Origin of the sequence: Pseudomonas sp. GM33, assembly GCF_000282295.1 — a bacterium.
Lineage (GTDB): Bacteria > Pseudomonadota > Gammaproteobacteria > Pseudomonadales > Pseudomonadaceae > Aquipseudomonas > Aquipseudomonas laurylsulfatiphila.
This window is the reverse complement of sequence record NZ_AKJO01000065.1, coordinates 1-23,861: the sequence shown is the minus strand read 5'-3', so window position 1 is coordinate 23,861 and position 23,861 is coordinate 1. Positions and strand designations below refer to the sequence as shown.

At 59.1% G+C, this 23,861-nt stretch carries 25 protein-coding genes; 17 read left to right on the top strand and 8 right to left on the bottom strand.

The genetic code is table 11. The features are described from left to right. Window positions 1–80 precede the first annotated feature (80 nt). Window positions 81–950, bottom strand: a complete 870-nt coding sequence (locus PMI26_RS21620) for an AraC family transcriptional regulator (RefSeq protein WP_007972392.1) — start codon at window positions 948–950, stop codon at window positions 81–83. 407 nt (window positions 951–1,357) lie between these two features. Between PMI26_RS21620 and PMI26_RS21625 the strand changes: the two genes are divergently transcribed. The 11 genes from PMI26_RS21625 to PMI26_RS21675 all read left to right on the top strand — a co-directional run bounded on the left by PMI26_RS21625 (window position 1,358) and on the right by PMI26_RS21675 (window position 11,302). Beyond that, window positions 1,358–1,552, top strand: a complete 195-nt coding sequence (locus tag PMI26_RS21625) for a Flp family type IVb pilin (RefSeq protein WP_007972390.1) — start codon at window positions 1,358–1,360, stop codon at window positions 1,550–1,552. 27 nt (window positions 1,553–1,579) lie between these two features. Beyond that, window positions 1,580–2,110, top strand: a complete 531-nt coding sequence (locus PMI26_RS21630; RefSeq protein ID WP_007972389.1) for an A24 family peptidase — start codon at window positions 1,580–1,582, stop codon at window positions 2,108–2,110. A 2-nt stretch (window positions 2,111–2,112) separates the two neighbouring features. Then, a complete protein-coding gene (locus PMI26_RS21635) occupies window positions 2,113–3,441 on the top strand; it encodes a hypothetical protein (RefSeq protein ID WP_007972388.1) in 1,329 nt (442 codons plus the stop codon). A 15-nt stretch (window positions 3,442–3,456) separates the two neighbouring features. Next, window positions 3,457–4,275 (top strand): Flp pilus assembly protein CpaB, encoded by an 819-nt coding sequence (gene cpaB / locus PMI26_RS21640; RefSeq protein ID WP_007972387.1) that lies wholly within the window; start codon window positions 3,457–3,459, stop codon window positions 4,273–4,275. A gap of 75 nt (window positions 4,276–4,350) precedes the next feature. Next, the gene (locus PMI26_RS21645) at window positions 4,351–5,685 is read left to right on the top strand and encodes a Tad domain-containing protein (RefSeq protein WP_007972386.1); all 1,335 of its coding nucleotides are present in this window, start codon (window positions 4,351–4,353) and stop codon (window positions 5,683–5,685) included. An 8-nt stretch (window positions 5,686–5,693) separates the two neighbouring features. After that, window positions 5,694–6,173, top strand: coding sequence for a TadE/TadG family type IV pilus assembly protein (locus PMI26_RS21650; protein WP_033047615.1), 480 nt, complete (start codon window positions 5,694–5,696; stop codon window positions 6,171–6,173). Next, entirely contained in the window at window positions 6,173–6,667 is a 495-nt protein-coding gene (locus PMI26_RS21655) for a TadE/TadG family type IV pilus assembly protein (RefSeq protein ID WP_007972382.1), read from the top strand. The genes PMI26_RS21650 and PMI26_RS21655 overlap by 1 nt, the downstream gene beginning before the upstream one ends. Next, a complete protein-coding gene (locus tag PMI26_RS21660) occupies window positions 6,661–7,881 on the top strand; it encodes an AAA family ATPase (RefSeq protein WP_007972381.1) in 1,221 nt (406 codons plus the stop codon). The genes PMI26_RS21655 and PMI26_RS21660 overlap by 7 nt, the downstream gene beginning before the upstream one ends. 3 nt (window positions 7,882–7,884) lie before the next feature. Beyond that, window positions 7,885–9,327: a CpaF family protein gene (locus tag PMI26_RS21665; RefSeq protein WP_007972378.1), complete on the top strand. Its 1,443-nt coding sequence runs from the start codon at window positions 7,885–7,887 to the stop codon at window positions 9,325–9,327. Next, window positions 9,324–10,310: a type II secretion system F family protein gene (locus tag PMI26_RS21670; RefSeq protein ID WP_007972376.1), complete on the top strand. Its 987-nt coding sequence runs from the start codon at window positions 9,324–9,326 to the stop codon at window positions 10,308–10,310. The genes PMI26_RS21665 and PMI26_RS21670 overlap by 4 nt, the downstream gene beginning before the upstream one ends. A gap of 29 nt (window positions 10,311–10,339) precedes the next feature. Next, a complete protein-coding gene (locus PMI26_RS21675) occupies window positions 10,340–11,302 on the top strand; it encodes a type II secretion system F family protein (protein WP_007972374.1) in 963 nt (320 codons plus the stop codon). A gap of 304 nt (window positions 11,303–11,606) precedes the next feature. Here PMI26_RS21675 and PMI26_RS21680 read toward each other — a convergent pair whose 3' ends face one another. From PMI26_RS21680 to PMI26_RS21695, 4 genes are all read right to left on the bottom strand, one after another. Further along, on the bottom strand, window positions 11,607–11,876 hold the full coding sequence (locus PMI26_RS21680; protein WP_007972372.1) for a DUF3613 domain-containing protein: 270 nt from the start codon (window positions 11,874–11,876) through the stop codon (window positions 11,607–11,609). A gap of 18 nt (window positions 11,877–11,894) precedes the next feature. Beyond that, a complete protein-coding gene (locus PMI26_RS21685; protein WP_007972370.1) occupies window positions 11,895–12,608 on the bottom strand; it encodes a tetratricopeptide repeat protein in 714 nt (237 codons plus the stop codon). Between the two features lie 119 nt (window positions 12,609–12,727). Beyond that, on the bottom strand, window positions 12,728–13,951 hold the full coding sequence (locus PMI26_RS21690; RefSeq protein WP_007972367.1) for a type II and III secretion system protein family protein: 1,224 nt from the start codon (window positions 13,949–13,951) through the stop codon (window positions 12,728–12,730). A gap of 647 nt (window positions 13,952–14,598) precedes the next feature. Beyond that, window positions 14,599–15,225, bottom strand: coding sequence for a hypothetical protein (locus tag PMI26_RS21695; protein ID WP_007972365.1), 627 nt, complete (start codon window positions 15,223–15,225; stop codon window positions 14,599–14,601). A gap of 89 nt (window positions 15,226–15,314) precedes the next feature. Here PMI26_RS21695 and PMI26_RS21700 point away from each other — a divergent pair, with 89 nt between their 5' ends. Continuing rightward, window positions 15,315–16,313 (top strand): LysR family transcriptional regulator, encoded by a 999-nt coding sequence (locus PMI26_RS21700; RefSeq protein ID WP_007972362.1) that lies wholly within the window; start codon window positions 15,315–15,317, stop codon window positions 16,311–16,313. 71 nt (window positions 16,314–16,384) lie between these two features. Here PMI26_RS21700 and PMI26_RS21705 read toward each other — a convergent pair whose 3' ends face one another. Together PMI26_RS21705 and PMI26_RS21710 are read right to left on the bottom strand one after the other, a co-directional pair. After that, on the bottom strand, window positions 16,385–16,792 hold the full coding sequence (locus PMI26_RS21705) for a PA2817 family protein (RefSeq protein ID WP_007972361.1): 408 nt from the start codon (window positions 16,790–16,792) through the stop codon (window positions 16,385–16,387). A gap of 74 nt (window positions 16,793–16,866) precedes the next feature. After that, window positions 16,867–19,314 carry an acyl-CoA dehydrogenase gene (locus tag PMI26_RS21710; RefSeq protein ID WP_007972359.1) on the bottom strand — a complete coding sequence of 816 codons (2,448 nt, stop codon included), beginning with the start codon at window positions 19,312–19,314 and terminating at the stop codon, window positions 16,867–16,869. 224 nt (window positions 19,315–19,538) lie between these two features. Here PMI26_RS21710 and PMI26_RS21715 point away from each other — a divergent pair, with 224 nt between their 5' ends. The 4 genes from PMI26_RS21715 to PMI26_RS21730 all read left to right on the top strand — a co-directional run bounded on the left by PMI26_RS21715 (window position 19,539) and on the right by PMI26_RS21730 (window position 22,706). After that, a complete protein-coding gene (locus tag PMI26_RS21715; RefSeq protein WP_007972358.1) occupies window positions 19,539–20,198 on the top strand; it encodes a transglutaminase-like domain-containing protein in 660 nt (219 codons plus the stop codon). A gap of 43 nt (window positions 20,199–20,241) precedes the next feature. Next, window positions 20,242–20,865 (top strand): glutathione S-transferase family protein, encoded by a 624-nt coding sequence (locus PMI26_RS21720; protein WP_007972356.1) that lies wholly within the window; start codon window positions 20,242–20,244, stop codon window positions 20,863–20,865. Window positions 20,866–20,997: 132 nt separating this feature from the next. Beyond that, complete coding sequence (locus tag PMI26_RS21725) at window positions 20,998–21,930, top strand: ABC transporter ATP-binding protein (protein ID WP_007972354.1); 933 nt, start codon at window positions 20,998–21,000, stop codon at window positions 21,928–21,930. Next, window positions 21,927–22,706 (top strand): ABC transporter permease, encoded by a 780-nt coding sequence (locus tag PMI26_RS21730; protein ID WP_007972352.1) that lies wholly within the window; start codon window positions 21,927–21,929, stop codon window positions 22,704–22,706. The genes PMI26_RS21725 and PMI26_RS21730 overlap by 4 nt, the downstream gene beginning before the upstream one ends. A 147-nt stretch (window positions 22,707–22,853) precedes the next feature. Here the strand turns inward: PMI26_RS21730 and PMI26_RS21735 are convergent, their stop codons facing one another. Further along, the gene (locus PMI26_RS21735; protein ID WP_007972350.1) at window positions 22,854–23,369 is read right to left on the bottom strand and encodes a DUF2062 domain-containing protein; all 516 of its coding nucleotides are present in this window, start codon (window positions 23,367–23,369) and stop codon (window positions 22,854–22,856) included. Between the two features lie 135 nt (window positions 23,370–23,504). Between PMI26_RS21735 and PMI26_RS21740 the strand changes: the two genes are divergently transcribed. Then, window positions 23,505–23,861: DUF4131 domain-containing protein (locus tag PMI26_RS21740; RefSeq protein ID WP_007972349.1), on the top strand; the 357-nt coding region annotated here is incomplete at its 3' end.

Genomic DNA, 23,861 nt, shown 5'->3' with positions numbered 1-23,861 from the left:
TCGAGTCTCGTTTCCCGCTCCATATTTAACGAAAACGCCGCTCATTGAGCGGCGTTTTTGTTTGCGCGTAAAAAACCGAATCAACTGCTGAGGCTCTGTACAAGGCTTTCGAGCGCGTCAGTGGTTGCTTCATCCTGTACCCGTTGCACAGTTGCAGTCGCTCTGATTTGTCGTGCCAGGCGGTATTCGCTGGGCGTGCAGTTTGCGAACTGCTTGAAGGCACGAGCGAAGTAGGAAGGATCCTTGAAGCCGGCCTCATAGCCGATGCTGGTAATCGGCATCTGGCTGTTGTCGAGCAGTTCTTTGGCGAAGTTCATGCGCTTGTCCAGGATGTAATCCGTGAAGCCAAGTCCATTGGCTTCCTTGAACAGGCGGCTGAAGCGAAATGTCGTCATGCCGCAGCGCTGCGCCAGGTCCCTCTGATCGATGCTGTCACGAAAGTGCTGTTCGATGTACAGCATGACGCTGTTCAGTGCCTGGTGTTTTTGGTGGCCTGAGGTCAGCCGGATGCTGTCCGGCAGGGTCGGGGAGTGTTCGATCTGCGAAGATTTGTCCTGGCCGTTGGCATTTCGGCGCAGCTCGCAGAGCTGCAGCACCGCCGTCAGGTAACGTTTCTTCTCGGTGGTCGAGAACGGGAGCACCATGTATTCCCAGACGCTGGAGCGCATGGCCCATACCGCCAGTTCCTCCGAGTGCTGCACGGTGAACATGGTGATCGGGATGGTAGGGGTGGTGCGTTTGATCTCCAGCAATAGCTTCAAACCTGGAGTGTCGGGGCGATCAAAATGGATGCAGATCATGTCTGCCTGTTCCCCGATGGGCAGCACGGAGTTTTTTGCCAGTTTGCAGTCGCAGGCATCCTCGAACTGCGTGACGAGTTCTTTCGTGGACCGATCATGAGTCAGATCGAACCATAGGAGCGATGGCCTTTTGGTCAAATTGGACGTCATGTCTCTACTCTGGTGGTTCTAGTGACTCTCATCGCCAGTATTGCCAATGTGCCATCAAACTTGCAGATTTAATCCTGATAGAAAATACGATTTTTAGTTCTTTTCCCTCTATGGGTTATCTGGACGGCAGTTCCGGGCGATTATTTGCTTGTGTCTCGTCGAAAAAGCCGGGTTTAACCGCCTGTCGCTTGTGAATCAATGGCGATTGCCTTTGCGTTTCAATGCCTTGTTTACCCCTCCCGTTACTGCTGCAAAGGTCAATGCTGCGTATTGGCCGCCCCGCAAAAAAGTCCTAGCGATGTGCAAAATCTTCCTAACGCCCATGCCTTGCTCCTGACTAGGGTTGCACTCAGGCAGCGCAGAAAGTACTGCCTCAGAAAAAACAACATTCGAGTGAGGTGGGCAAAATGATCATGCAAACAATCAAGACTTCGGTAGTGAAGTTCGTCAAAGACGAAGATGGTCTGACCATTGTGGAGTATGCGGTGGCGGGGGGGATGATTACGGTTGCTGTTGCCACTATGTTCGGTCTTTTGGGCGACGAGGTGCTCCTCAGGATCACAGCCCTGTGCAATGCGGTCAAAGATGGTGTCTGCTCATAAGAGTAAATCACGGTGGGGATACGCGCCATGTCCATGGATTTGCTGGTGTCGACTGCTTTACTTCTAGGACTATTGGGCGTGGCGGTGGTGAGCGATCTGCTTCGCCACCGTATCCCCAACACGCTGGTTCTGTTGGGCCTTGCCCTGGGATTGGCCGGTCAGACCTATTCAGGTGGTGTCAGCGGATTGGGTGACAGCCTGCTGGGCATCCTGATTTGTTTTGGGGTGTTTCTGCCCATGTACGTCTCGGGTGGCATGGCTGCCGGCGACGTCAAGTTAATGGCCATGGTCGGCAGTTTTTTACCGTTTCCTTTTGCGTTGTGGGCTGCCTTGTTCAGCCTGATAGCCGGTGGCGTGTGCGGCTTTTTGATCGTGCTGGTTCGCGGTCAACTGCGTCAGACCTTGGGACGTTATTGGCTGATTCTGAGGGCGCAAGCTTATCTGGCGCCGACTTCAGATGAAGTAGCCGGCAAGCCTTTCCCTTACACGATTGCAATCTTGATAGGCACTTTGAACAGCGTCTACTGGCAACTTGTTGCCGGTGGATTGGGAGGTTAGTCATGCACGTCATCGTCGATAGTGATGCCTACCCCAGCGATCGGGGAGCGGTGCAACGGCTGGCTCCGCAGCCCTGTACTATCCGCGAAACTGGCCTGACGGACAGTTTTCTCGGCGAGTTGGTGTGCAAGCATTTACACGACGCCGGTGTGTTGGACATGTCGCGGCTGGTGGACCGTCTGGCGCTGACCGGCGCGGTACTTGAAGAGGTCCTGGCGTTTTTGCGCAAGGATGGCCGTGTCGAAGTGCTGGGCCAGGTGAGTCAAACGGGCGGGCAGATGCTGCGTTATGGCCTGACCGAACGTGGTCGCAGTGCCGCCCGTGATGCACTGTCGCGCAGTGGTTACATCGGTGCAGCACCGTTTCCGGTGAGCACCTACCGGTCCCTGATCAAGCTACAGACCATTCACCATGGTCGCATCAACGCCAACGATATGCGCAATGCCCTGGCTGGCGTTGTGCTCACGGAGGAGATGCTCGATCAATTGGGTGTGGCGATGAACTCCGGGCGCGCAATCATGATTTATGGCCCCGCGGGTACCGGCAAGACTTATGTCAGCAGTCGGCTGATCCGTTTGTTCGCCGAGGCCATCTGGATCCCCCATGCCATCGTCATCAACGAGTCGGTGATCGAGATCTATGACCCGCAGGTGCATCAGCGGCTCGATGACAACGTTCAGCAGAACACTCTGATGCTCAATGAAGGCATCGACCGTCGTCTGCTGTGCTGCAAACGCCCGATCGTCATCACGGGCGGTGAGTTGAGTATGGAACAGCTGGACGTTCGCTATGACCCCTTCACCCGTCAATACCAGGCCGCCTTGCAGCTCAAGGCCAGCAATGGCCTGTTCATCATCGACGACATGGGGCGTCAGCGCATGGCCCCCGCCGAACTGTTGAATCGCTGGATCGTCCCGATGGAAGAGAAGCGTGACTTTCTCAACCTGGGCGGCGGTCGGCATTGTGAGCTGCCGTTCGATCTGATTCTGGTGTTTTCCACCAACCTCAATCCCCTGGAATTGGCCGATGAGGCCTTCCTTCGCCGGATTGGCTACAAGCTGCAATTCGGTTACCTGAAGCCCGAGCAGTACGAAAAGATCTGGCGTCAGGAAAGCGAGCGTCTGGGCATTTCCTATGACCCGCTGCTGGTGCGTTATGTACTGCAAAGGCTTTATGCAAGTGAAGGCATGCCCCTGGTGCCTTGCCATCCCCGCGATCTCCTTAACATGGCACTCGATCGCCAGCGTTATATAGGCGGTTCCGGACCACTGTCACCGAAAGAGTTGGAATGGGCCTGGCACAACTACTTCGTCCAGCTCGACTTTCTTTGATGCGGAGATACTGACATGAGCTCTCGTACTCTTACCTTGATAGGCGTTTCCCTGGTCATGGGCCTTGGGGCTGCATGGATGGCCGACTCCTGGCTGAGCGCGCGGCTCAATGCCAGCCCGGATGACCACCTTCGAAGCGTGGTGGTTGCCACGGTAGAGATTCCATTCGGGCAGATGGTCGAGGCCCAGCAGGTCACGACCGTACGCATGCCCATGGATACGATCCCGGACGATGCCTTCGATGCCAGTGAAAAAGCCGTGGGCAAGATCGCAACCTTCGACATTCTGCGGGGCGACATCGTGCGCGGTGCGCGTCTGAGTGAGCACCTGGGGGGCAGTACCCTGGCTTCCTTGATTGCTCCTGACAAACGCGCCATATCGGTACGGGTGGACGACGTGGTGGGCGTGGGCGGATTCCTGTTGCCGGGTAACCGGGTCGATGTACTGGCGACCAAAACCACCAGTGCCGGCAGTAACAGCGCCACGTCCAGGACCATTCTTGAGAACTTGCGGGTGTTGGCGGTGGATCAGACCGCGGGCACCGACAAGACCCAGCCGGTAGTGGTGCGCGCAGTGACCTTGGAGATGTCGGCCGCTGAAGCGGAAGCCCTGGTCACGGCGCAGACGGAAGGCAAGTTGCAACTGGCGCTGCGTAACCCGCTGAACCTCGAGAAGAAAGCGGTGGTCGTTGCGCCTGCTACGCCTGTTGCCCCGGCTATGGCTGTGGCCACCGCCGAGGCGCCAAAACGTGTGGTACAGCGCAGCGGCAGCGAGGGTGGCAGGGCTATCACCATCATCCGCGGAATCGAAGCCAAAGAAATCAGAATTCGCTGACAGGGTGCAAAAGGTGCCTGGGCACCAGGGTATTGGCGGAGCCGATCCGGATCAGTATCGGCAATCGAGGGCTTGATGATGAATCTTCGTATTCAGCGGCCGTTCACTTCGACGCCAAGGCGCCAGGAAGGATCGGTGAGTGCATTGATGGTGATCGCGTTGGCGGCGATGGGCATGATGGCAGCGTTGGCTCTGGACGGCGGGCATATGCTGCTGAACAAAACGCGCTTGCAGAATGCGGTGGACGCCGCCGCCCTGAGTGGTGCCAAAACCCTGAGTCAGGTGGCGGTTGGCGCCAACAGTGCCAGCACGACGCGTACCGCCGCGCTCAATACGCTGGTACAGAATGCCAATGCCACGGGCAACAACGAGTTGGCCACGGCTGTCGGTGGCAATCCAGGTGCATTTGCGGTGGTGGAATTGGCAAGCAGCGTCTATGGCCCGTTCTCCTATCCCGGGCCGGCGGATGCCAAGTATGTTCGGGTATCGGTACCGAGCTATAGCCTGACGGGATTTTTCTGGAACTTCGCCCAGGCATTCGGCCCTGGCGACCTGGGAGCCAAAGCGGTGGCGGCGATTGCCACCGCTGGCCCAAGCCCTACCAGTCCCTGCGATCTTGCGCCTTTGATGGTCTGTGGCAACCCGACTCAATATAACCCGGCGGCCGGCATGTTCTGGGGCTTTCAATATGGTGATTTGCAGGTTTTGAAAACGGCGGCCGGCAATTCGTCGCCCATTGGTCCAGGCAACTTTCAGTTGCTCGATTTTGGCTCGGGAGGCAATGCGGTCAGGGAGGAGATGGCCGGAGGCGGCAAGGTCTGCCGCAATGTGGGAGACAACGTCACGACAGAGCCTGGCAACAAGGTCGGCCCTGCGTCTCAAGGCCTGAATACGCGCTTCGGCATCTACAACGGCCCGGTCAGTGCCTCGGCCTATCCGCCGGATCTGGTAACCACGTCCAGTAACCCCGCCATCACTGACGACGGCACAGGCCCGAAGTACCAGGGACAAACCGTCACCTCGAACAATGGCACTCTCACGGCGGGCGGCAAGGCGATACTGGACTACAACGACTGGCGTGCGAGCGTTGCCGCATGTGTCGCTGGGTCCGGCAGTGGTTGTGAGAGCAATGGGGTGTTCGAGCGCCGGATGCTGAAAATCGTGGTGGGCAACTGCACCGGTAAACAGGGCGGTTCAACTTCGATCCCGGTCCTCGGTTTTGGCTGTTATTTCGTGGTGCAGCCCATGGATGGCGGCGGCAAGGATGCGGAGATCTTCGGCCAGTTCGTGATGGAGTGCGAAGGCGACAACGTGGCTGGCCCCTCACCGTCAACCGATTCCGGCCCGCAGATCATTCAGCTGTACAAAACCTATCTCAACGGCAGCGGTACTCCGAGCACTGACTCGTAGGGGGCGTCATGAGACTTCATGGATTTAAACATCGGCAGCGCCAGCAAGGCTTGGCCATGGTGGAATTCACCCTCGTCCTGCCGGTGTTGCTGCTGCTGTTGCTGGCCTTCGGTGAGTTCGGCCGCATGCTTTATCAGTACAACGTCCTGCTACAGGCCAGCCGCGATGCCGACCGTTTCGTCGCCAGCCAGGCCTGGAACTCGACGCTTGGTGCGATCACTCTTAGTAACACGCTGCAGACCCAGACGAAAAACGTTGCGGTATATGGCGTGCCCGCCAACACCGGGACCGCTGTGGTGTCAGGGCTGACGACTGGCAACGTGGTCGTCGCCGCAGTGGGCACCGACCATGTGCGGGTCACCATCACTTACACGTTCTGCCCGGTGATTGGCGCTGGCAATTGCGCCGGATCGATTCCCGGTTTTTTTGGTAATCAGATTGCACTGGGCATTCCGCTGGTTGCCACTACCGTGATGAGGGCCCTGTGATGAATAGAAAACACATGCGCGGCACCTATACGGTGGAGTTCGCTATCGTTGGTCTGCTGGTGTTCACGCTGTTGTTCGGCGTAGTGGAAATGGGCCGCCTGTACTTTACGGTCAATGCGCTGGATGAAGCCGTGCGCCGTGGTACGCGCCTGGCGGCGGTGTGCAACATCAGCGATGAGGTGGTATTGCAGCGGGCGATCTTCAACGCGGCGGGGGATGCAGGTAATAGCCAGCTGATCGGCGATCTGGCCACCACCCACCTGACGCTGAGCTATCTGGACGTCAATGGTGCTCTGGTGGCCAACCCTGCTGACACTGTCAGCGCCAATGGCTTTCGTGCCATCCGCTATGTCCGGTTGAGTCTGCAAAACTTCGTTTTCAATCTGTTCATTCCCGGGTTCGGCGTGCCCATTACCTTGCCTGAATTCAGGGCAACGTTGCCACGCGAAAGCCTCGGGCGTCATTCCGATTCCGGGGAGATCACGCCATGCTGAACACCAAGGATACCCCGCTCTCCAGTTCGACCGGCAAAGCCGGGCTCAGGTTGCTGATCAGCAGCCGAGATGCCACGTCGTTGCGCGATCTGCAGAGCGTCTGCCAGCGCATGCCCAGCCTGGAGGTGAGCACTCGCCTGGTGAGCAATGGGCATGTCGACCCGCTCTACGGTCTGGACCGGATGCCTGATCTATTGCTGTTGCGCGTTAGCCACCTGTGGCGCGAGGAGCTGTCGGCACTGTTGCAACGTCCGGCCCATGAGCGTCCGCCGATGTTGGTGTGTGGGTTGCTGAGCGAGCAGGAAGGCATGCGCCTGGCGATGCAGGCCGGCGCCCGTGACGTGCTGCCAGAGCCCGTCGCCGAGACGGAACTGGTCGCCGCCTTGAATCGGCTGGTCATGGAGGTTCGGACTGGCAGCGGGACAGAGGGGAAATTGCTCGCCGTGATCAGCGCCAAGGGCGGATCCGGCGGCACCATGCTGGCTTGCAACCTGGCTCAGCAGCTGAGCATGAAGGGTGGCAGTACCCTGTTGCTGGATATGGACCTGCAATTTGGCAGCGTGACGCATTACCTGGATGTGGCGCAAACCCACAGCCATCTTGAGGTGTTGCATCAGATCGACGGCATGGACAGTGTTGCGCTACGGGGTTTTTGCAGTCACTTCAGCCCGACCTTGCATGTGCTGGGTGGCCGGGCCGGAGAGCTGTGTCTGCCGCAGGATGCCCAACCCGAACAACTTGATACCCTGATGCAGTTGGCCCGCGCCAGTTATGACTGGGTAGTGATCGATCTGCCACGGCAAATCGACCACCTCACCGGCTCCGTACTGGAACAGGTGGATCGGGTCTACGTGGTGGTGCAGCAGAGCGTCAGCCATCTGCGCGATGCCAGCTCCCTGGTGCGGATTCTTCGCGAAGACCTGGGTGTGCGTGGGGATCAATTGCAGATAGTGGTCAACCGCTATGACAAGTCGGCAGCGGTCAGCCTCAAGGATATCGGCGAGGCGCTGCGCTGCACGAACCTGTCGAAATTACCCAACGACTTCAACCTGGTCAGCCAGAGTCAGAACACTGGCGTGCCGTTGGAGCTGCATGCTCCGAAGGCGGCGATCACCGCTGCCCTGCGCAACGTGGCCGATGACCTGGTCGGCAATCAGATGGCTGGAAAAAAAGGCGTGTTCAAACGCGCCTTCAACCGTTTTTTCGGGGGGTGACCCATGATCAGCGACTTTCGTAACCGCTTGCGCAAACAGTCCGGTAAACCCGCCCCGTCGCTGGCTAACCAGCCGGGTGACGACCTGCCGGATCCGGCAGAGGAAATAATGGCGTGGGAACGTGCAACGCCGGACGTTCTTTACGAAACCAGAAGTCAGGTCACCCCGGTGGAAGCCGAGTGGCGAGAAAAGATCTACCAGCAGTTGCTCAAGGTCATGGACCTGTCCTTGCTGGACTCCCTGGAACAGGCTGAGGCCACGCGGCAGATTCGCGATATTTGCCAGCGCCTGCTCGACGAGCATTCGGCACCGGTGAGTACTTCCAGCCGCCAGTTGATCATCAAGCAGATCACCGATGAGGTGCTCGGCCTTGGCCCCCTGGAGCCATTGCTGGCCGATCACAGCGTGTCCGATATTCTGGTCAACGGCTTTGCCTCGGTGTATGTCGAGCGCTTCGGCAAGCTGCAACGCACCGATGTGCGCTTTCGCGATGATCAGCATTTGCTGAACATCATCGACCGCATTGTTTCCAGCCTGGGGCGGCGAATCGACGAGTCCTCGCCCTTGGTGGACGCCCGGCTCAAGGATGGTTCGCGGGTCAACGCGATTATCCCGCCGCTGGCCATCGACGGCCCGAGCATGTCGATTCGGCGCTTTGCAGTGGACCTGCTCAATACCGACAGCCTGATCCAGGTGGGGACGTTGACCCCGGCCATTGCCCTGCTGCTCAAGGCGATAGTGCGTGGGCGCTTGAACGTGCTGATTTCCGGCGGTACCGGCAGTGGCAAGACCACCATGCTCAATGTCCTGTCCAGTTTCATTCCGCACAACGAGCGGATCGTCACCATCGAGGACTCGGCCGAACTGCAGCTGCAGCAGCCCCATGTGGTGCGCCTGGAAACCCGGCCTTCGAACATCGAGGGGCGCGGCGAGGTGAGCCAGCGGGAGTTGGTGCGCAACAGCCTGCGGATGCGTCCGGACCGCATCGTGATCGGTGAAGTGCGCGGCGTCGAGGCGCTGGACATGCTGACGGCGATGAACACCGGCCACGACGGCTCGTTGACCACGATCCATGCCAACACCGCGCGTGATGCGTTGGGGCGGGTCGAGAACATGGTGTCGATGACCGGGGCGACCTTCCCGATCAAGGCCATGCGTCAGCAGATCGCTTCGGCCATCGATGTGGTGATCCAGCTGGAGCGTCAGGAGGACGGCAAGCGCCGCCTGGTCAGCGTGCAGGAAATCAACGGCATGGAAGGCGAGATCATCACCATGACCGAAATCTTCTCCTTTGCGCGTCATGGCATGGGCGAAAACGGCGAAGTGCTGGGTGATTATCGGCCCAGCGGCATGATCCCCGCCTTCCGCGATGTGCTGGCCAAGCGCGGCATCGAGTTGCCGCTGACGATGTTCAGACCTGAGTGGATGGAGGCACGGCAGTCATGAACAATATTCCTGGTGAATTCATTCTGATGTTCCTCGGCATGGTGTTTATCGCCGTCTTCCTCTTGTCCCAAAGCGTGGCGGTGCCGGTGTTTGGCGAGGCTGGCAAGATGCGCAAGCGCATTCGTGCTCGCTTGCATGTATTGGAGAAAGCCAACAATCAGCCCAACATGCAGACCGTGTTGCGACAGAAATACCTGACGCGTTTGTCGCCCCTGGAGGCCAGGCTTGAACAGCTGCCCTTGATGGAGGTATTGACGCAAATGATTGAGCAGTCCGGGCACGAATACCGGGCCTACCGGGTATTGCTGCTCGGGCTGGTGCTGGGGGGCTCGACGGGTATTTTGATCTGGATGGTCTCGTCAGTCTGGTGGATGGCGCTGGTGGCGGGTTTCGCGATTTTCTGGTTACCCATACTGAAAATCTCTTACGACCGTGGCAAGCGTTTCGCTGAGTTCGAGGAAGGCCTGCCGGATGCGCTGGATGCCATGTGCCGCGCTCTGCGCGCCGGGCACCCATTCAACGAAACCCTGCGCCTGGTGGCCGAGGAGCACAAGGGGGCGGTCGCTCATGAGTTTGGCCTGACCTTCGCCGATATCAACTATGGCAACGATGTACGTCGGGCCATGCTTGGCCTGCTGGAGAGAATGCCCAGCATGACGGTGATGATGCTGGTGACCTCGATCCTCATCCATCGTGAGACCGGCGGCAATCTCACCGAGGTGCTGGAGCGTCTGAGTCGCCTGATCCGCGGGCGATTTCGCTTTCAGCGCAAGGTCAAGACCTTGTCGGCCGAAGGGCGGATGTCGGCCTGGATACTGGTGGCCATTCCCTTCGTGCTGGCAATAGCGATCCTGGTTACAAGCCCCAAGTACCTGCCTGTGCTGATCAATGATCCTCTAGGACACAAGCTGATCATCGGGGCTTTCTGCGCCATGTTGATCGGGATTCTCTGGATACGCAAAATTATCCGGATTCAGGTTTAAGCGGTATTCGCTACCGGGAGGTACAGGTCATGGACTTTTTACTCGGATTGTTCAGTCGGGTCACGGGGAACGAGGAGATGGCGCGCCTGTTGTTCCTCGGTGCGATCGGTTTCAGTACGGTGCTTGCGGTCGTCGCCGTGATCTTGCTGATGCAGGGGCTTCAGGACCCGGTGCAGCGCCGTCTGGCGTTGATCAAGCGTGGCCATTTAGGCAATTCGACCGGACAGGAAGCTCCGGGTAACCTGCAACTGTTACTGGAGCGAGTCGGCCAGCGTTTTGCCCCGGCCGAATCGACTCAGGCGTCTGCCACCAAGACTTTGTTGACGCATGCGGGCTACCGTTCCTCTTCGGCGGTGCAGATGTACTGGGCGGTGCGCTTGCTGTTACCACTGGTGTTGGTCGGTATTGCGTTGCTACTGTTGCCGATGATTCCCAAAATGTCCCTGAACATGGGGCTGCTGTTGGTGGTCATGGTGGCCGCTATCGGATGGTTGGTGCCAGCGCTGTATGTCGGCAAGCGCAAGCAAATGCTACAAGGTCGGCTGCGTGCCGCGTTTCCGGATGCACTGGATCTGATGGTGGTCTGTGTGGAGTCGGGCCTGGCCCTGCCCACGACCATCGAACGGGTGGCTGAGGAGATGTCAGTCAGTCAGGTCGAACTGGCTGAAGAACTGGCCCTGGTCAATGCGCAAATCCGTGCAGGCATTTCCAGCACCGAGGCGCTCAAGCAATTGGCCGCGCGTACCGGGCTGGAGGACATTCAAGGATTGGTCAGTCTACTGGCGCAAAGTATCCGTTTCGGCACCAGCGTGGCCGACACTCTGCGCATCTATGCTGATGAATTCCGTGACCGGCGTACGCAGGCTGCCGAAGAGGAGGGGGCGAAAATCGGTACCAAGCTGATATTCCCACTGATTTTCTGCCTGTGGCCGAGCTTCTTCCTGGTCGCCATCGGCCCTTCCCTGATCGGCGTGCTCAGAACATTCGGGTGAGGAGGTAAACGGGCGGGGCTGTCGAGCAAGATGGCCTCGCCACCCGAGCTTGATCTGTACTTTCCTGCCATAGGTTTACACATCCCCTGAATGAGCTGCCGAAGGCTGCGATCTTTTGATCTTCCTGCGATATCACGATCGCTTAAAGTCAAAAGATCGCAGCCTTCGGCAGCTCCTACGGGGTAATCCGTCCAGGGATGGATAATGCGTAGATGTCACTGCTTTCCTGCACACGACATCAAGCCCGGCTTTGCAGCCAGGCCACTCTGAAATACGCCAGAGGCTGATCACCCATCGACATGCCTCAGTTGCCGATGGTCATTTGTCCCGCTGAATCCTGGTCATAAAATTCCGGAATCGGGAAGTTAAAGCTGTTCAGCCAGCGCTGCATGGCCAGGTCACGTTCGGTGGCCGAAGCGGTTTGCAGGTGAGGGGAGGCAACCACACCGCGAATCTGCAGCTGCAACCACTGCTCGGTGCCTTGTTGATACGGCGAAGAAGGGCCCGGCTCAATGGCCCAGGCAGTGGTGGACAGGCAAGCCATGCACCCGATCAACAGCCTTTTGGTCTTCATCTCGAGTCCTCGTACGTTCTACTTGTTCGCACTGGTAGAGGCATCGGCTACCTCAGTCTTGCGATTGCCATCGGTAGCCACCACTTTTCGGGCGGAAGCCTTGAGTTTTTCCGCGCGGGTTTGGGCCTCTACGACTTGCTTGGGGCTCAAGTCGGCGCGGGTCACGAGTTCGGCAGCCGCCTTCCAGTTATCCTGGTAGATCAGCAGCGTCACCATATTGAGTGCCGCCAGTGTGTTTGCCTGCTTGAGCTCCATGGCCGTCATGAACTCAAAGCGTGCTTCAGGGATCCGTCGCTGATTGAGGTAGACGACCCCCAGGTCATTTCGCATCTTGTCGTCGGTGGGGGCCATCTTCACCGCACGCTCAAGGTGAATGGCAGCGGTGGCGTTATCATTTTTGGCGGCGGCCAACTGACCCAGGCCATGTTCCCCTTCAGCCGCCAGACAGGTGCCGAGCAAGCTTTCGTACAACGGCTGCGCGTCGCCGCTACGCCCCATCAAGCGCAGCACCCGAGCCTTGCGCAGGCGAACCTGGACCACGCTATCGGGCAAACCTTCCAGATTCGCCAGGCTGGCATACAAACGGCCTTCTTCGGCCATGTTGTCGGCCAGGTTCAGGGCCAGTTCTTGCTCCGAGCCGGGCTTGGCACAGCTACCCGGTCGCGAAGGCATGCCATTGCTGGCACAACCTGCGAGCATTAATGTCGCCGCTATTGCAATGACTGCTTTCATTGAATGTCCTCTGGCTACAACAGGTTGAACGCCTGGCCAATGGCAGCACAGCTGGCCCGGCAAGCGTTCAAAGTCACCGTTACGAGTGAGGGCGAGGTCAGTGCGGTTCAGGCTGCGTTTCATTGCGAGAGTCCGCTGAGACTGTCGAAGTCACCATTTTCCAGGAAGAACATGCGGTAGAAATTCGGGTCGTAATTGCGCAGCTGTTCGCCAGGCAATGTCGGTAGTTGTGCATTGGCAGCCAGTGGCTGGACCAGATGCGGAGTGACGATCATCAGCAGTTCGCGCTCTTCACGGTTGATGGTGTTGTCGCGGAAAAATGCGCCCAGAATCGGGATATCGCCCAACCCCGGAAACTTGTTCACCTGGGAGTCGTTGTGGGTGCTGATCAGGCCGCTGATGACGAAGCTTTCGCCGTCGGCCAGGGAGATGCTGGTATCGGTACGGCGCACGGTCAGGGCCGGGACAACCGTGCCGGCGATGCTCACAGCGTTGGTGAAATCCAGTTCACTGACTTCCGGCGCCACCTTCAGTGCGATACGGTTTTTCCCGACGATGGTAGGCGTCAGGGTCAGGCGTATACCGAACTCCTTGTACTCGATGGACACGTTATCGCTGCCTGAACTTGGCACCGGAATTGGTACTTCACCGCCGGCCAGGAAGCTCGCACTTTGCCCGCTGAGTGCAACCAGGCTTGGTCGCGCCAGGGTGTAGGCGAAACCGCTGCCTTCCAGCGCGTTGATCGCCACCAGGGTACTGCCGGTAGCAAACGTGAGGTTGAACTGGTCGTTTCTCACCGGTATCGCCGGCGTGACTATGCCGCCGATGGTGGGCAAGGTTCTCGGCGAGCCGAACAGCCAGTTGCCCCGGACGCCGAAAATCGAGGCGGAGGCTTCCTTGAGCTTGGTCCGGCTGACTTCAACGAAGCGGACATCGGTCTGCACCTGGCTCGGCAGCAACGGGTCGTCGGAAGGCACCGACGGCACGCTGGTCAGCGCCGACGTGGCCCTGCCCTTGACGAACACCATGGCTTGGCGCGGTGTTTTCGAACAGGCGGTCCAGACCATCAGGCTGGTGGTCCCCGGCGCAATGCCCGTGAGTATGAACGCGTTGCTGCCGCTGGGTTGCACGTCGGCAATTTTCGGGTCACCCACCGCCAGTTGCGTTACCGGAACGGGGCTGCGCAGTTCATTCTGCAGTCCCTGACCGACCTCGTACGTTGTCGGCCAATTGTCCAGTTGCGGACAATTGGCCGGCGCGGCCTGAGCGGCTTCTACGCTGAGGCCCATCCAGAGCAGGCCATGGAAAAATCGCTTGAACGTGGGCGCGGTACGAAGGCTCATTAAGTACATCCTCACTGGATAGACCGTCTTTAGGCGGACTGAGTTGTCTCGGATCACTTCACGGGGATCGGACTATCCCCCCAATGCGCCAGACCACTCATCCATGGCCCAGGCGTTATTCCTTGCGTGCTTAATATGAGCGGCCGCCATTCGCTGATCTGGCTGGATAGCGAGCGACCTTTGCTGAAACGGTTTTCAATGATCCGGTGACCCGGGCTGCCGGCAAGAGCGATACTCGCGGCATGGACGGCGCTGTCCGCTGTCCTGATTTCCCCTGAAAGTTATCGGCAATGCAGCTACAGAGCCGGAAAACGCCTGCCAGGATCATAGTGAGGTAACTCCTTTTGCCAATCCGCTATCTGATCACTGAAGCTAACGTGGAAATTCGAGCCGTTATGACTTCTTATGGTTTGACATTAGTTCAATCAAGCCAAAGTGCCATGAGTGAAAGGAAAACTATTGGTGCAAAAATTGGAGACTGGTGGACAGGCAGGGGCTTAGCGCAGCGCGCTTGCCGGATGTTGACGAGGTGTACTGAAGCAAAAAAAGGCCCGCCAGTATGACTGGGCGGGCCTTTTGCGTTCCGGGCAATGTTTGCATCGATAAAATCAGGCGTCTTTCACGACCCCACCACGAACACCCAGTGTTCAGTCCACGTGATAGTGGACGGACAGCGTGCCTTTTTTCTGCGAAAGGGAGGCGATGGTGACCGCGCCCAAATCCTTCAAGCTGCGTACATGGGTACCGCCACAACCGTAAGCGGGCAGGTCACCGAAGCCGATTTCCCGGGCGCCTTCGCGCAGTGAGGTCAGGCGCGGCAGGTCGTGGTCGATCCACTGCCCGATGCCATGCTCGATGACCTGGGCCTCGACGTCCTGCGCTGACTTGCCCGGCTGGAATTGCACACGGCCTTCACCTGGCCAGTGATGCGCCTTGATCGGCATCCAACCCATGGCCTGGACAAAGTGGCCGATCAAATGGCCAGCCGAATGCATGCGTGTGTTGAACCGCCTGCGTTGTTCGTCGACGCGGATTGGCGTCATGCCGGTTTTTACCGGCTGATCGACAAAATGGATGATCCGCTCGGGATCCTGGACCACACGCAGCACCTGGCTTTCGCCAATCCAGCCAGTGTCGCAAGGCTGTCCACCGCCTTGGGGGTGGAACAGGGTCGCGCGCAAGACCACGGCAAACTCGTTTTCGTGGGGGGTGCATTCCAGGACTTCCACGTTGGCCTTGAGCTCATCACTATGGAAAAAAAGGCGCAGCGTCATATTGCGGGCTCGTATTGGTAATCGGTTTCTATTATAGAAAGCCGGTAAATACGTGATAATCCGGGCAAACATCAAAGGACTGTTGCGTTGTGAGCATAAATCTTCCACTGCCGCTGCTCGGTGAAATGGCAATTTTCGTCAAGGTTGTCGAGACGGGCAGTTTCTCCGAGGCCGCTCGTCAGTTGGGCTCCTCGCCCTCGGCGGTCAGTCGCAGCATTTCGCGCCTGGAGAAGGCACTCGCCACCCGGTTGCTGCAACGAACCACGCGTAAGCTGCGTCTGAGCGATGGTGGCGAGGAGGTGTTCAAGCGGTGCCAGGAAATGGTCAATGCCGCGCGGTCAGTGATGGAAGTCAGTGGTCAGTTCACCGATGAACCCGAGGGGCTGGTGCGTATCAGCGTGCCGAAAGCGGTGGGCCGGATCGTGATTCACCCGCACATGCCGGAGTTCTTGCGGCGTTATCCCAAGGTGGATGTGGAGCTGTTGCTTGAGGACCGCCAGGTCGATTTGATCGACGATCATGTCGACCTGGCGATTCGCATCACCGATCGGCCGCCTGCGGGTCTGGTGGGGCGGCAGTTGCTGACCATCGATCATATGCTCTGCGCCACTCCGCAGTATCTGGCCGAGCACGGGACGCCGACTCATCCCCATGACTTGCTCAATCACAGTTGCATTTACCTGGGCGAAACACCCAGCGACGCACGCTGGAAATTCAAGAAAGGCAGCAAGACGGTAACCGTGGGTGTGCGCGGGCGATATGCCGCCAATCACACGGGCGTACGTTATGGCGCGGTGTTGCAGCACATCGGGATTGGCAGCCTGCCGTATTTCACGGCGCGCCATGCCCTGGAGAAGGGGTTGATGGTGCAAGTGCTGCCGGACTGGACCTTTCTGGCGTCCTACCACGGCGGCGCCTGGTTGCTGCATTCGCCAACCCGATACCTGCCGCCCAAGCTACGGGTGTTGATCGATTACCTGGTGGAATGTCTGGCGAAGGAGCCGACGCTGGGCAAGCCGGGTCGGTCGAATGGTCCGGGCTGGTCGCCATCGGAGTATGAACTGCCGGAGAGTGACGGCTTGTTTTGAAGGTCGAAACAAAGGATCGCAGCCTTCGGCAGTTCCAGTAGGAGCTGCCGAAGGCTGCGATCTTTTGCAGATCAGTGCTTGCTGTCCTGGTTCGACAACGCCAGCAGCTGCTTTTCCTGGTTCCAGTCGAAAGGTTCGTCGTTCTGTTCGGCTTCGAAGCGACGCTCTTCCAGGGCCTGGTACAGGTCGATTTCATCGTCGGGCATGTAATGCAGGCAGTCACCGGCGAAATACCACAGCAGGTCACGCGGCACCAGGTGCGCGATTTGCGGATAGCGAGTGATGACCTGGCACAGAATGTCCTGGCCCAGGTACTGGCTTTCGATCGGGTCGACAGGCAGTAACGCCAGCAGCTCGTCGAAGCGCTCGAGGAACAAGGCATGGCTTTCGTCGGGAACCTGCTCGGCCTCACCTACGGCGACCAGGATGCTGCGCAGGTGGTCGAGTAAAACGAGATGATCGGCAACGATGTTGGACAAGAGATAAGTCCTCAAGAGCAAAACGGGCGCGGGAGTATAAAGCGCCCGCGCCCGTTTTTACATGTTTGAAGGGATCAGCGGACTTTTCCCTCGGCCAGTGCCAACGCCTCTTGGTCAAAGTCATCGACATCGATCACCTTGCGCCGGGCCGCCTCGGCTTCACGCAGGGTTTGCGCTTCCACCGGCTGCAATACGCCAGCCTCGAGTGCGGCATCGATCAGCGACTCGCCGGCCAGCGGTTTGACCTGGCCGCTCTTGAGTGCCACATGCAGCTTTTTCTGCAGCGGCTGTGCGGCACTCAACAGGTTGCAGGCGTGTTGCAAGGCGCCGACCGGATCGTCGCTCGCCTGTGGGCGATAGCAACCCAGGAGCAATTCCTCCAGGGCGGGGTCGCCCTTGGCGCGACCAATCAAGGCAGCGACTTCGGCAGCGAGTTTGTCCGAGGGGCCTTTGTGTCGGCGACCGAGCGGGAACACGATCACCCGCAACAGGCAGCCCACGACTTTGTTCGGGAAGTTGTTCAGCAGCTCATCCATGGCCCGTTCCGCCTGCCCCAGGCTTTCTTCCATGGCCCAGCTCACCAGTGGCGTCATGTACTCCGGTGTGTCGAGATCGTGATAGCGCTTGAGTGCCGCAGAGGCCAGGTAAAGGTTGCTCAGTACGTCACCCAGCCGTGCGGACAGGCGTTCCCGGCGCTTCAGTGCGCCGCCCAGCAGCATCATGCTGAGGTCGGCGAGCAGGGCGAAAGCAGCGGCCTGACGATTGAGGGCGCGGAAGTAACCCTGGCTGAGTTTGTCGCCCGGGGTGTGTTCGAGGTGCCCGAAACCGAGATTCAGCACCAGCGTACTGGCAGCGTTGCCCACGGCAAAACCGATGTGCTTGAGCAGCAGGCCATCGAATTCTCTGAGCGCCTGATCCTTGTCTTCACGGCCGGCGAGGGCCATTTCCTTGAGCACGAAGGGATGGCAGCGGATCGCGCCCTGGCCGAAGATCATCAGGTTGCGCGAGAGAATGTTCGCGCCTTCCACCGTGATAAAAATCGGCGCGCCGTTCCATTTACGGCCCAGGTAATTGTTCGGCCCCATGATGATTGCCTTGCCGCCGTGCACATCCATGGCATCGCTGATGCAGTCGCGGCCGCGCTCGGTCAGGTGGTACTTGAGAATCGCCGACAGCACCGACGGTTTCTCGCCCAGGTCGACCGCATTGGCGGTCAGCATGCGGGCGGCGTCCATCATCCAGGCGTTGCCGCCAATGCGGGCCATGGCTTCCTGGATGCCCTCGAAAGCGGCAATCGGTACATTGAACTGCTCACGAATCTGCGCGTATTGGCCCGTCACCAGGCTGGTGAACTTGGCCATGCCGGTGCCCACCGCCGGCAGGGAAATCGAACGCCCGACCGACAGGCAATTCATCAGCATCATCCAGCCCTTGCCGAGCATCTCCTGGCCGCCAATGAGGAACTCCAGCGGGACGAACACGTCCTTGCCCGAGTTCGGGCCATTCATGAACGCGGCGCCCAGCGGCAGATGCCGGCGGCCGATCTCGACACCGGCGGTGTCGGTCGGAATCAGCGCCAGGCTGATGCCCAGGTCTTCCTTGTCGCCCAGCAGGTGATCGGGGTCATAGGCCTTGAACGCCAGGCCGAGTAGGGTAGCCACCGGGCCGAGGGTGATGTAGCGCTTTTCCCAGTTCAGGCGCAGGCCGAGAACCTCCTGGCCTTCCCATTCACCTTTGCAGATCACCCCGGAGTCCGGCATGCCGCCCGCGTCGGAGCCGGCCAGCGGACCGGTAAGGGCAAAGCACGGGATGTCGTCGCCGCGTGCCAGGCGTGGCAGGTAATGATTGCGTTGTTCGTCGGTGCCGTAGTGCAGCAACAATTCGGCCGGGCCGAGGGAGTTGGGGACCATCACGGTGGAGGCGAGGTCGCCGCTGTGGCTCGCCAGTTTCATCGCCACTTGCGAGTGGGCATAGGCAGAGAAGCCTTTGCCGCCAAACTCTTTGGGGATGATCAGGGCGAAAAAGCCGTTGTCCTTGATGAACGCCCAGGCTTCGGGCGGCAGGTCCATGGTTTGACCGAGTTGCCATTCATTGACCATGGTGCAGAGTGTTTCGGTCGGCCCGTCGATGAAAGCCTGTTCTTCTTCGTTCAATTGCGCTTTGGGATAGGACAGCAGTTTGCTCCAGTCCGGACGGCCACTGAACAGCTCTCCGTCCCACCACACCGTACCGGCGTCGATGGCATCGCGTTCGGTCTGCGACATCGGCGGCAGGGTTTTCTGGAACCAGTTGAACATCGGCGCGCTGAACAATTTGCGACGCAGCTCGGGCAGCAGCAAGGGCGCGGCAACGGCAGCGATCAGTACCCAGAAAACCAGCAGTAACCAGCCCGGCGCGCGGCTGAAAGCGCCCATGGCCACGACATAGACGGCCACGATGACCAGTGCGGGCAGCGGGGCAATGCGGCGGTGGGCCAGATAAGCAATACCGACCAGCAGAACCAGTATCCACAACAGCAGCATATTTATTCCTCCGTGAAACCAGGGCGAACCAGCCCTCAGAGCTTAGACGGCATCCGCAAAACAGGCGGGTGGTAACCCAGGATGATTTTCGTGGGCCAGATGGCCGCACACGTGGGAAAAACCTTCATTGAACGAGCGGCAAAGCGCCCATATTTGGCCGAAACGTCGTTATCTCTGTGCTGAAGCTCTCGCTAGACTCGGGGCTTCCCCTGGAGATTATTCTCATGCACGAGTACCTGAGTCCCGGCCGCTTCATCGATAGTGACCATCCGTCTGTGGTGGAGTTCGCCGAAAAACACCGCGGTGCCAGTCGCGATCCGCTTGAACAGGCGATCAGTCTTTATTACGCCGTGCGCGAAGCGGTGCGCTACAACCCGTACACCTTCAGTCGCGATCCGCAGACCCTGCGCGGCAGTCATGCATTGGCGACCGGGGAGAGTTACTGCGTGCCCAAGGCCACGTTGCTGGCAGGTGCAGCACGGCATTGCGGGATTCCCGCGCGGATCGGCCTGGCGGATGTGCGCAATCATTTGTCGACGCCTCGCCTGCTTGAATTGCTCAAGAGCGACATGTTCGCCATGCACGGCTACACCGAGTTTTACTTGCAGGGTCGCTGGATCAAGGCGACGCCGGCGTTCAACCGCAAACTTTGCGAGCTGTTCAATGTGGCGCCGCTGGAATTCGACGGGATCAACGACAGTGTTTTTCATCCCTTCAACCGTGATGGTGCGAAGCTGATGGAGTACCTCGTCGATCACGGCCAGTTCGCCGACGTCCCTGAGGCGTTCTTTTTCGAACATCTGGAAAAATGCTATCCGCACCTGTTCGGTGAGCAACTGCAACCGCTGTTGGGGGACATGCAGAGCGATTTGAGTCGCCCCTGATCCGGCGTATGCTGCCTGCCCACTTATCGAAAAAGAGGCGGTCATGCTGAAGATCTGGGGTCGGAAAAACTCATCGAATGTGAGAAAGCCATTGTGGGCCGCCGAAGAACTGGGCCTGGCCTACGAGGCGATCGATGCCGGTGGCGCTTTTGGTGTCGTCGATACACCCGAGTACCGCGCGATGAACCCCAACGGTCGGGTGCCGGTAATCGAGGACGATGGTTTCGTGTTGTGGGAATCCAACGCCATCGTGCGTTACCTGATGGCCCGCCACGCCGCCGACACGGCCTGGTACCCCGCGGATCTGCAAGCCCGTGCCAGCGCCGACAAATGGATGGACTGGACCACCTCAAGCTTTGCCGGCCCGTTCCGTACCCTGTTCTGGGGTGTGCTGCGTACCCCGGCAGACCAGCAGGACTGGCCCGCCATCAAGGCGGCGATCAAGGAATGCGACACGCTGCTGGCGATGGCCGACCAGGCGTTGGCGAACACGCCCTACCTGTCCGGAGACGAGATCGGCATGGGTGATATTCCTCTGGGCAGTTTCATTTATGCCTGGTTCGAGATGCCGATCGAGCGTGCGCCACTACCGCATCTGCAGGCCTGGTACGCGCGGTTGAAACAGCGCCCTGCGTATCAAAAGGCGGTCATGACCGCGTTGACTTAATACTCACTATCGACACGCTTGACTGTACTTGTGTGGCGGCGACAAGCACCATTGTGCCAAGTTGTTGCGGTTGTATTGTTCGCCGCCGCCCATACTTATCCCTTTCTTCCCTTCTTGGTGCGTAAATCAGATATGAGTTCCGCTCTGTCCATCCGGCAGCTAACCAAAACCTACGGCAACGGTTTCCAGGCCCTGAGTGGTATCGATCTGGAAGTCGCCGAAGGTGACTTTTTCGCCTTGCTCGGCCCCAACGGCGCCGGCAAATCCACGACCATCGGTATTCTCTCGACCCTGGTGAACAAGACCAGCGGCACAGTGAATATCTTCGGTCACGACCTGGACCGCAATCCTGCGCAGCTCAAGCGCTCCATCGGCGTGGTGCCTCAGGAATTCAACTTCAACCAGTTCGAAAAGACTTTCGACATCGTCGTGACCCAGGCCGGCTACTACGGCATCCCGGCGAAAATCGCCAAGGAACGCGCCGAACAGTACCTGACCCAACTGGGGCTGTGGGACAAGAAGGACGTGCCGTCGCGTTCACTGTCCGGCGGCATGAAGCGTCGCCTGATGATCGCCCGCGCGCTGGTGCATGAACCGCGCCTGCTAATCCTCGACGAACCGACTGCCGGGGTGGACATCGAGTTGCGTCGCTCGATGTGGAGCTTCCTCACCGAGCTGAACCAGAAAGGCATCACCATCATCCTCACCACCCATTACCTGGAAGAGGCTGAGCAGTTGTGCCGCAACATCGGCATCATCGACCATGGCACCATCGTCGAGAACACCAGCATGCGTCAGCTGCTCAGCCAACTGCATGTCGAAACCTTTCTGCTGGACCTCAAGGGCGACCTGCCCGCCGCGCCTCAGTTGCTCGGCTACCCGTCCCGGCTGATCGACAGCCACACCCTGGAAGTCCAGGTGGAAAAGTCCATGGGCATCACCGCGCTGTTCACCCAGCTGGCGCAGCAGAACATCGAAGTGCTGAGCCTGCGTAACAAAACCAATCGCCTCGAGGAGTTGTTCGTGTCCCTGGTGGAGAAAAATCTGTCGAAGGTGGCGGTATGAGTTCCGAGTTGCGCCCCAACCTCATTGCCCTCAACACCATCGTTTACCGTGAAGTCCGGCGTTTCACCCGGATCTGGCCGCAGACCCTGCTGCCACCGGCCATCACCATGGTCCTGTACTTCGTGATCTTCGGTAACCTGATCGGTCGGCAAATCGGTGACATGGGTGGCTTCACCTATATGGAGTACATCGTGCCGGGGCTGATCATGATGTCGGTGATCACCAACTCCTACGGCAACGTGGTGTCGAGTTTCTTCGGCAGCAAATTCCAGCGTTCCATCGAAGAGCTGATGGTCTCGCCGCTATCGCCGCACACCATCCTGATCGGCTACACCCTGGGCGGCGTGCTGCGCGGCTTGATGGTGGGGATCATCGTGACCCTGCTGTCGCTGTTCTTCACACACTTGCAGGTGCATCACCTGGGCGTGACCATTCTGGTGGTGGTGCTGACGGCGACCATCTTCTCGCTGCTGGGCTTCATCAACGCCGTGTTTGCGCGCAACTTCGATGATATTTCGATCATTCCGACTTTCGTGCTGACGCCACTGACCTACCTGGGCGGGGTCTTCTATTCGATCACCTTGCTGCCGCCGTTCTGGCAGACCGTATCACTGGCCAACCCGGTGCTGCACATGGTCAACGCATTCCGCTACGGCATCCTCGGCGTATCGGATATCCGCATCAGTGTGGCCATCGCTTTCATGCTGGTGGCGACCGTAGTGCTGTACATCGGTTGTGCACGGTTGCTGGTCAGCGGACGCGGGATGCGCACCTGACCTTCCTTGTAGGAGCTGCCGCAGGCTGCGATCTTTTGGCTTTTGACGGGCCCGAATCAAGATCAAAAGATCGCAGCCTGCGGCAGCTCCTACAGGGGGTGTATGGCAGATTTAAAAAACGGCGCCTTGGGGCGCCGTTTTGCATTTTCACATCCGGCTCTTCTTGCGCCGCTTCCATTGCCTTGCCACCCACCAGCGCCAATACGTCATCACCATGAAGTAGGACAGCGCGCCGAGTGCCAGCCCCGTCACTACCGAACCCAACAGGAACGGTTGCCACAAGGTCGAGATTTCGCCCCTGATCCATTCCCAGGTCAGTGAGTCCGGCAACTGCCGGGCGGGGACGTCCATCAGCCAGGCGCCGGTCTGGTAGGTGCAAAAGAACACGGCAGGCATGGTGATCGGGTTGGTCAGCCAGACCAGGCTCACGGCAATCGGCATGTTGCCACGCACGATAATGGCGAGGGTTGCCGCCAGCAGCATCTGCAACGGGATTGGCAGGAACGCCGCGAACAGACCCACCGCCATGGCACGGGCCACGGAGTGGCGGTTGAGGTGCCACAGGTTCGGGTCATGCAGCAGCGTGCCGAGAAAGCGTAAGGACTTGTGTTCCCTGATGCTCATCGGGTCTGGCATGTAACGTTTGAATAAGCGCCGGGGCATAAGGCTTCTCGGTCGGTCAGGGGGGCAAGTATGTCTGGATTCTATGAACTGCCCATTCAGACTTTGTGACAATTGATAACGGCGCTCGCGCGACGGGCGGGCTAAGCCTTGGAGGGGACTCTCAAGGACGGGCTTATGCGCACAGGGATGATGGCGTTGGCGCTGGGTCTGCTGACTTTGCGTTTTTTACCGGCTTTGCCGCCGGTCTGGTTGTGGCTGGCGATGCCGGTGGCGGGTTTGATGTTGTTGCCGTTCAGGGCGTATCCGGTGGCGTTTTACCTGTTCGGATTGAGTTGGGCCTGCGCGAATGCGCAGTGGGCGCTGGATGACCGGTTGCCGCCGGCGCTGGACGGAGAAACCCGCTGGGTCGAAGGACGGGTCACCGGCTTGCCCCGACATGACGACGGAGTCGTGCGTTTCGAATTGACCGACATCCAGTCCCGGCGTACCCGGCTGCCGCGGCAAATGCGCCTGTCCTGGTACGGCGGGCCG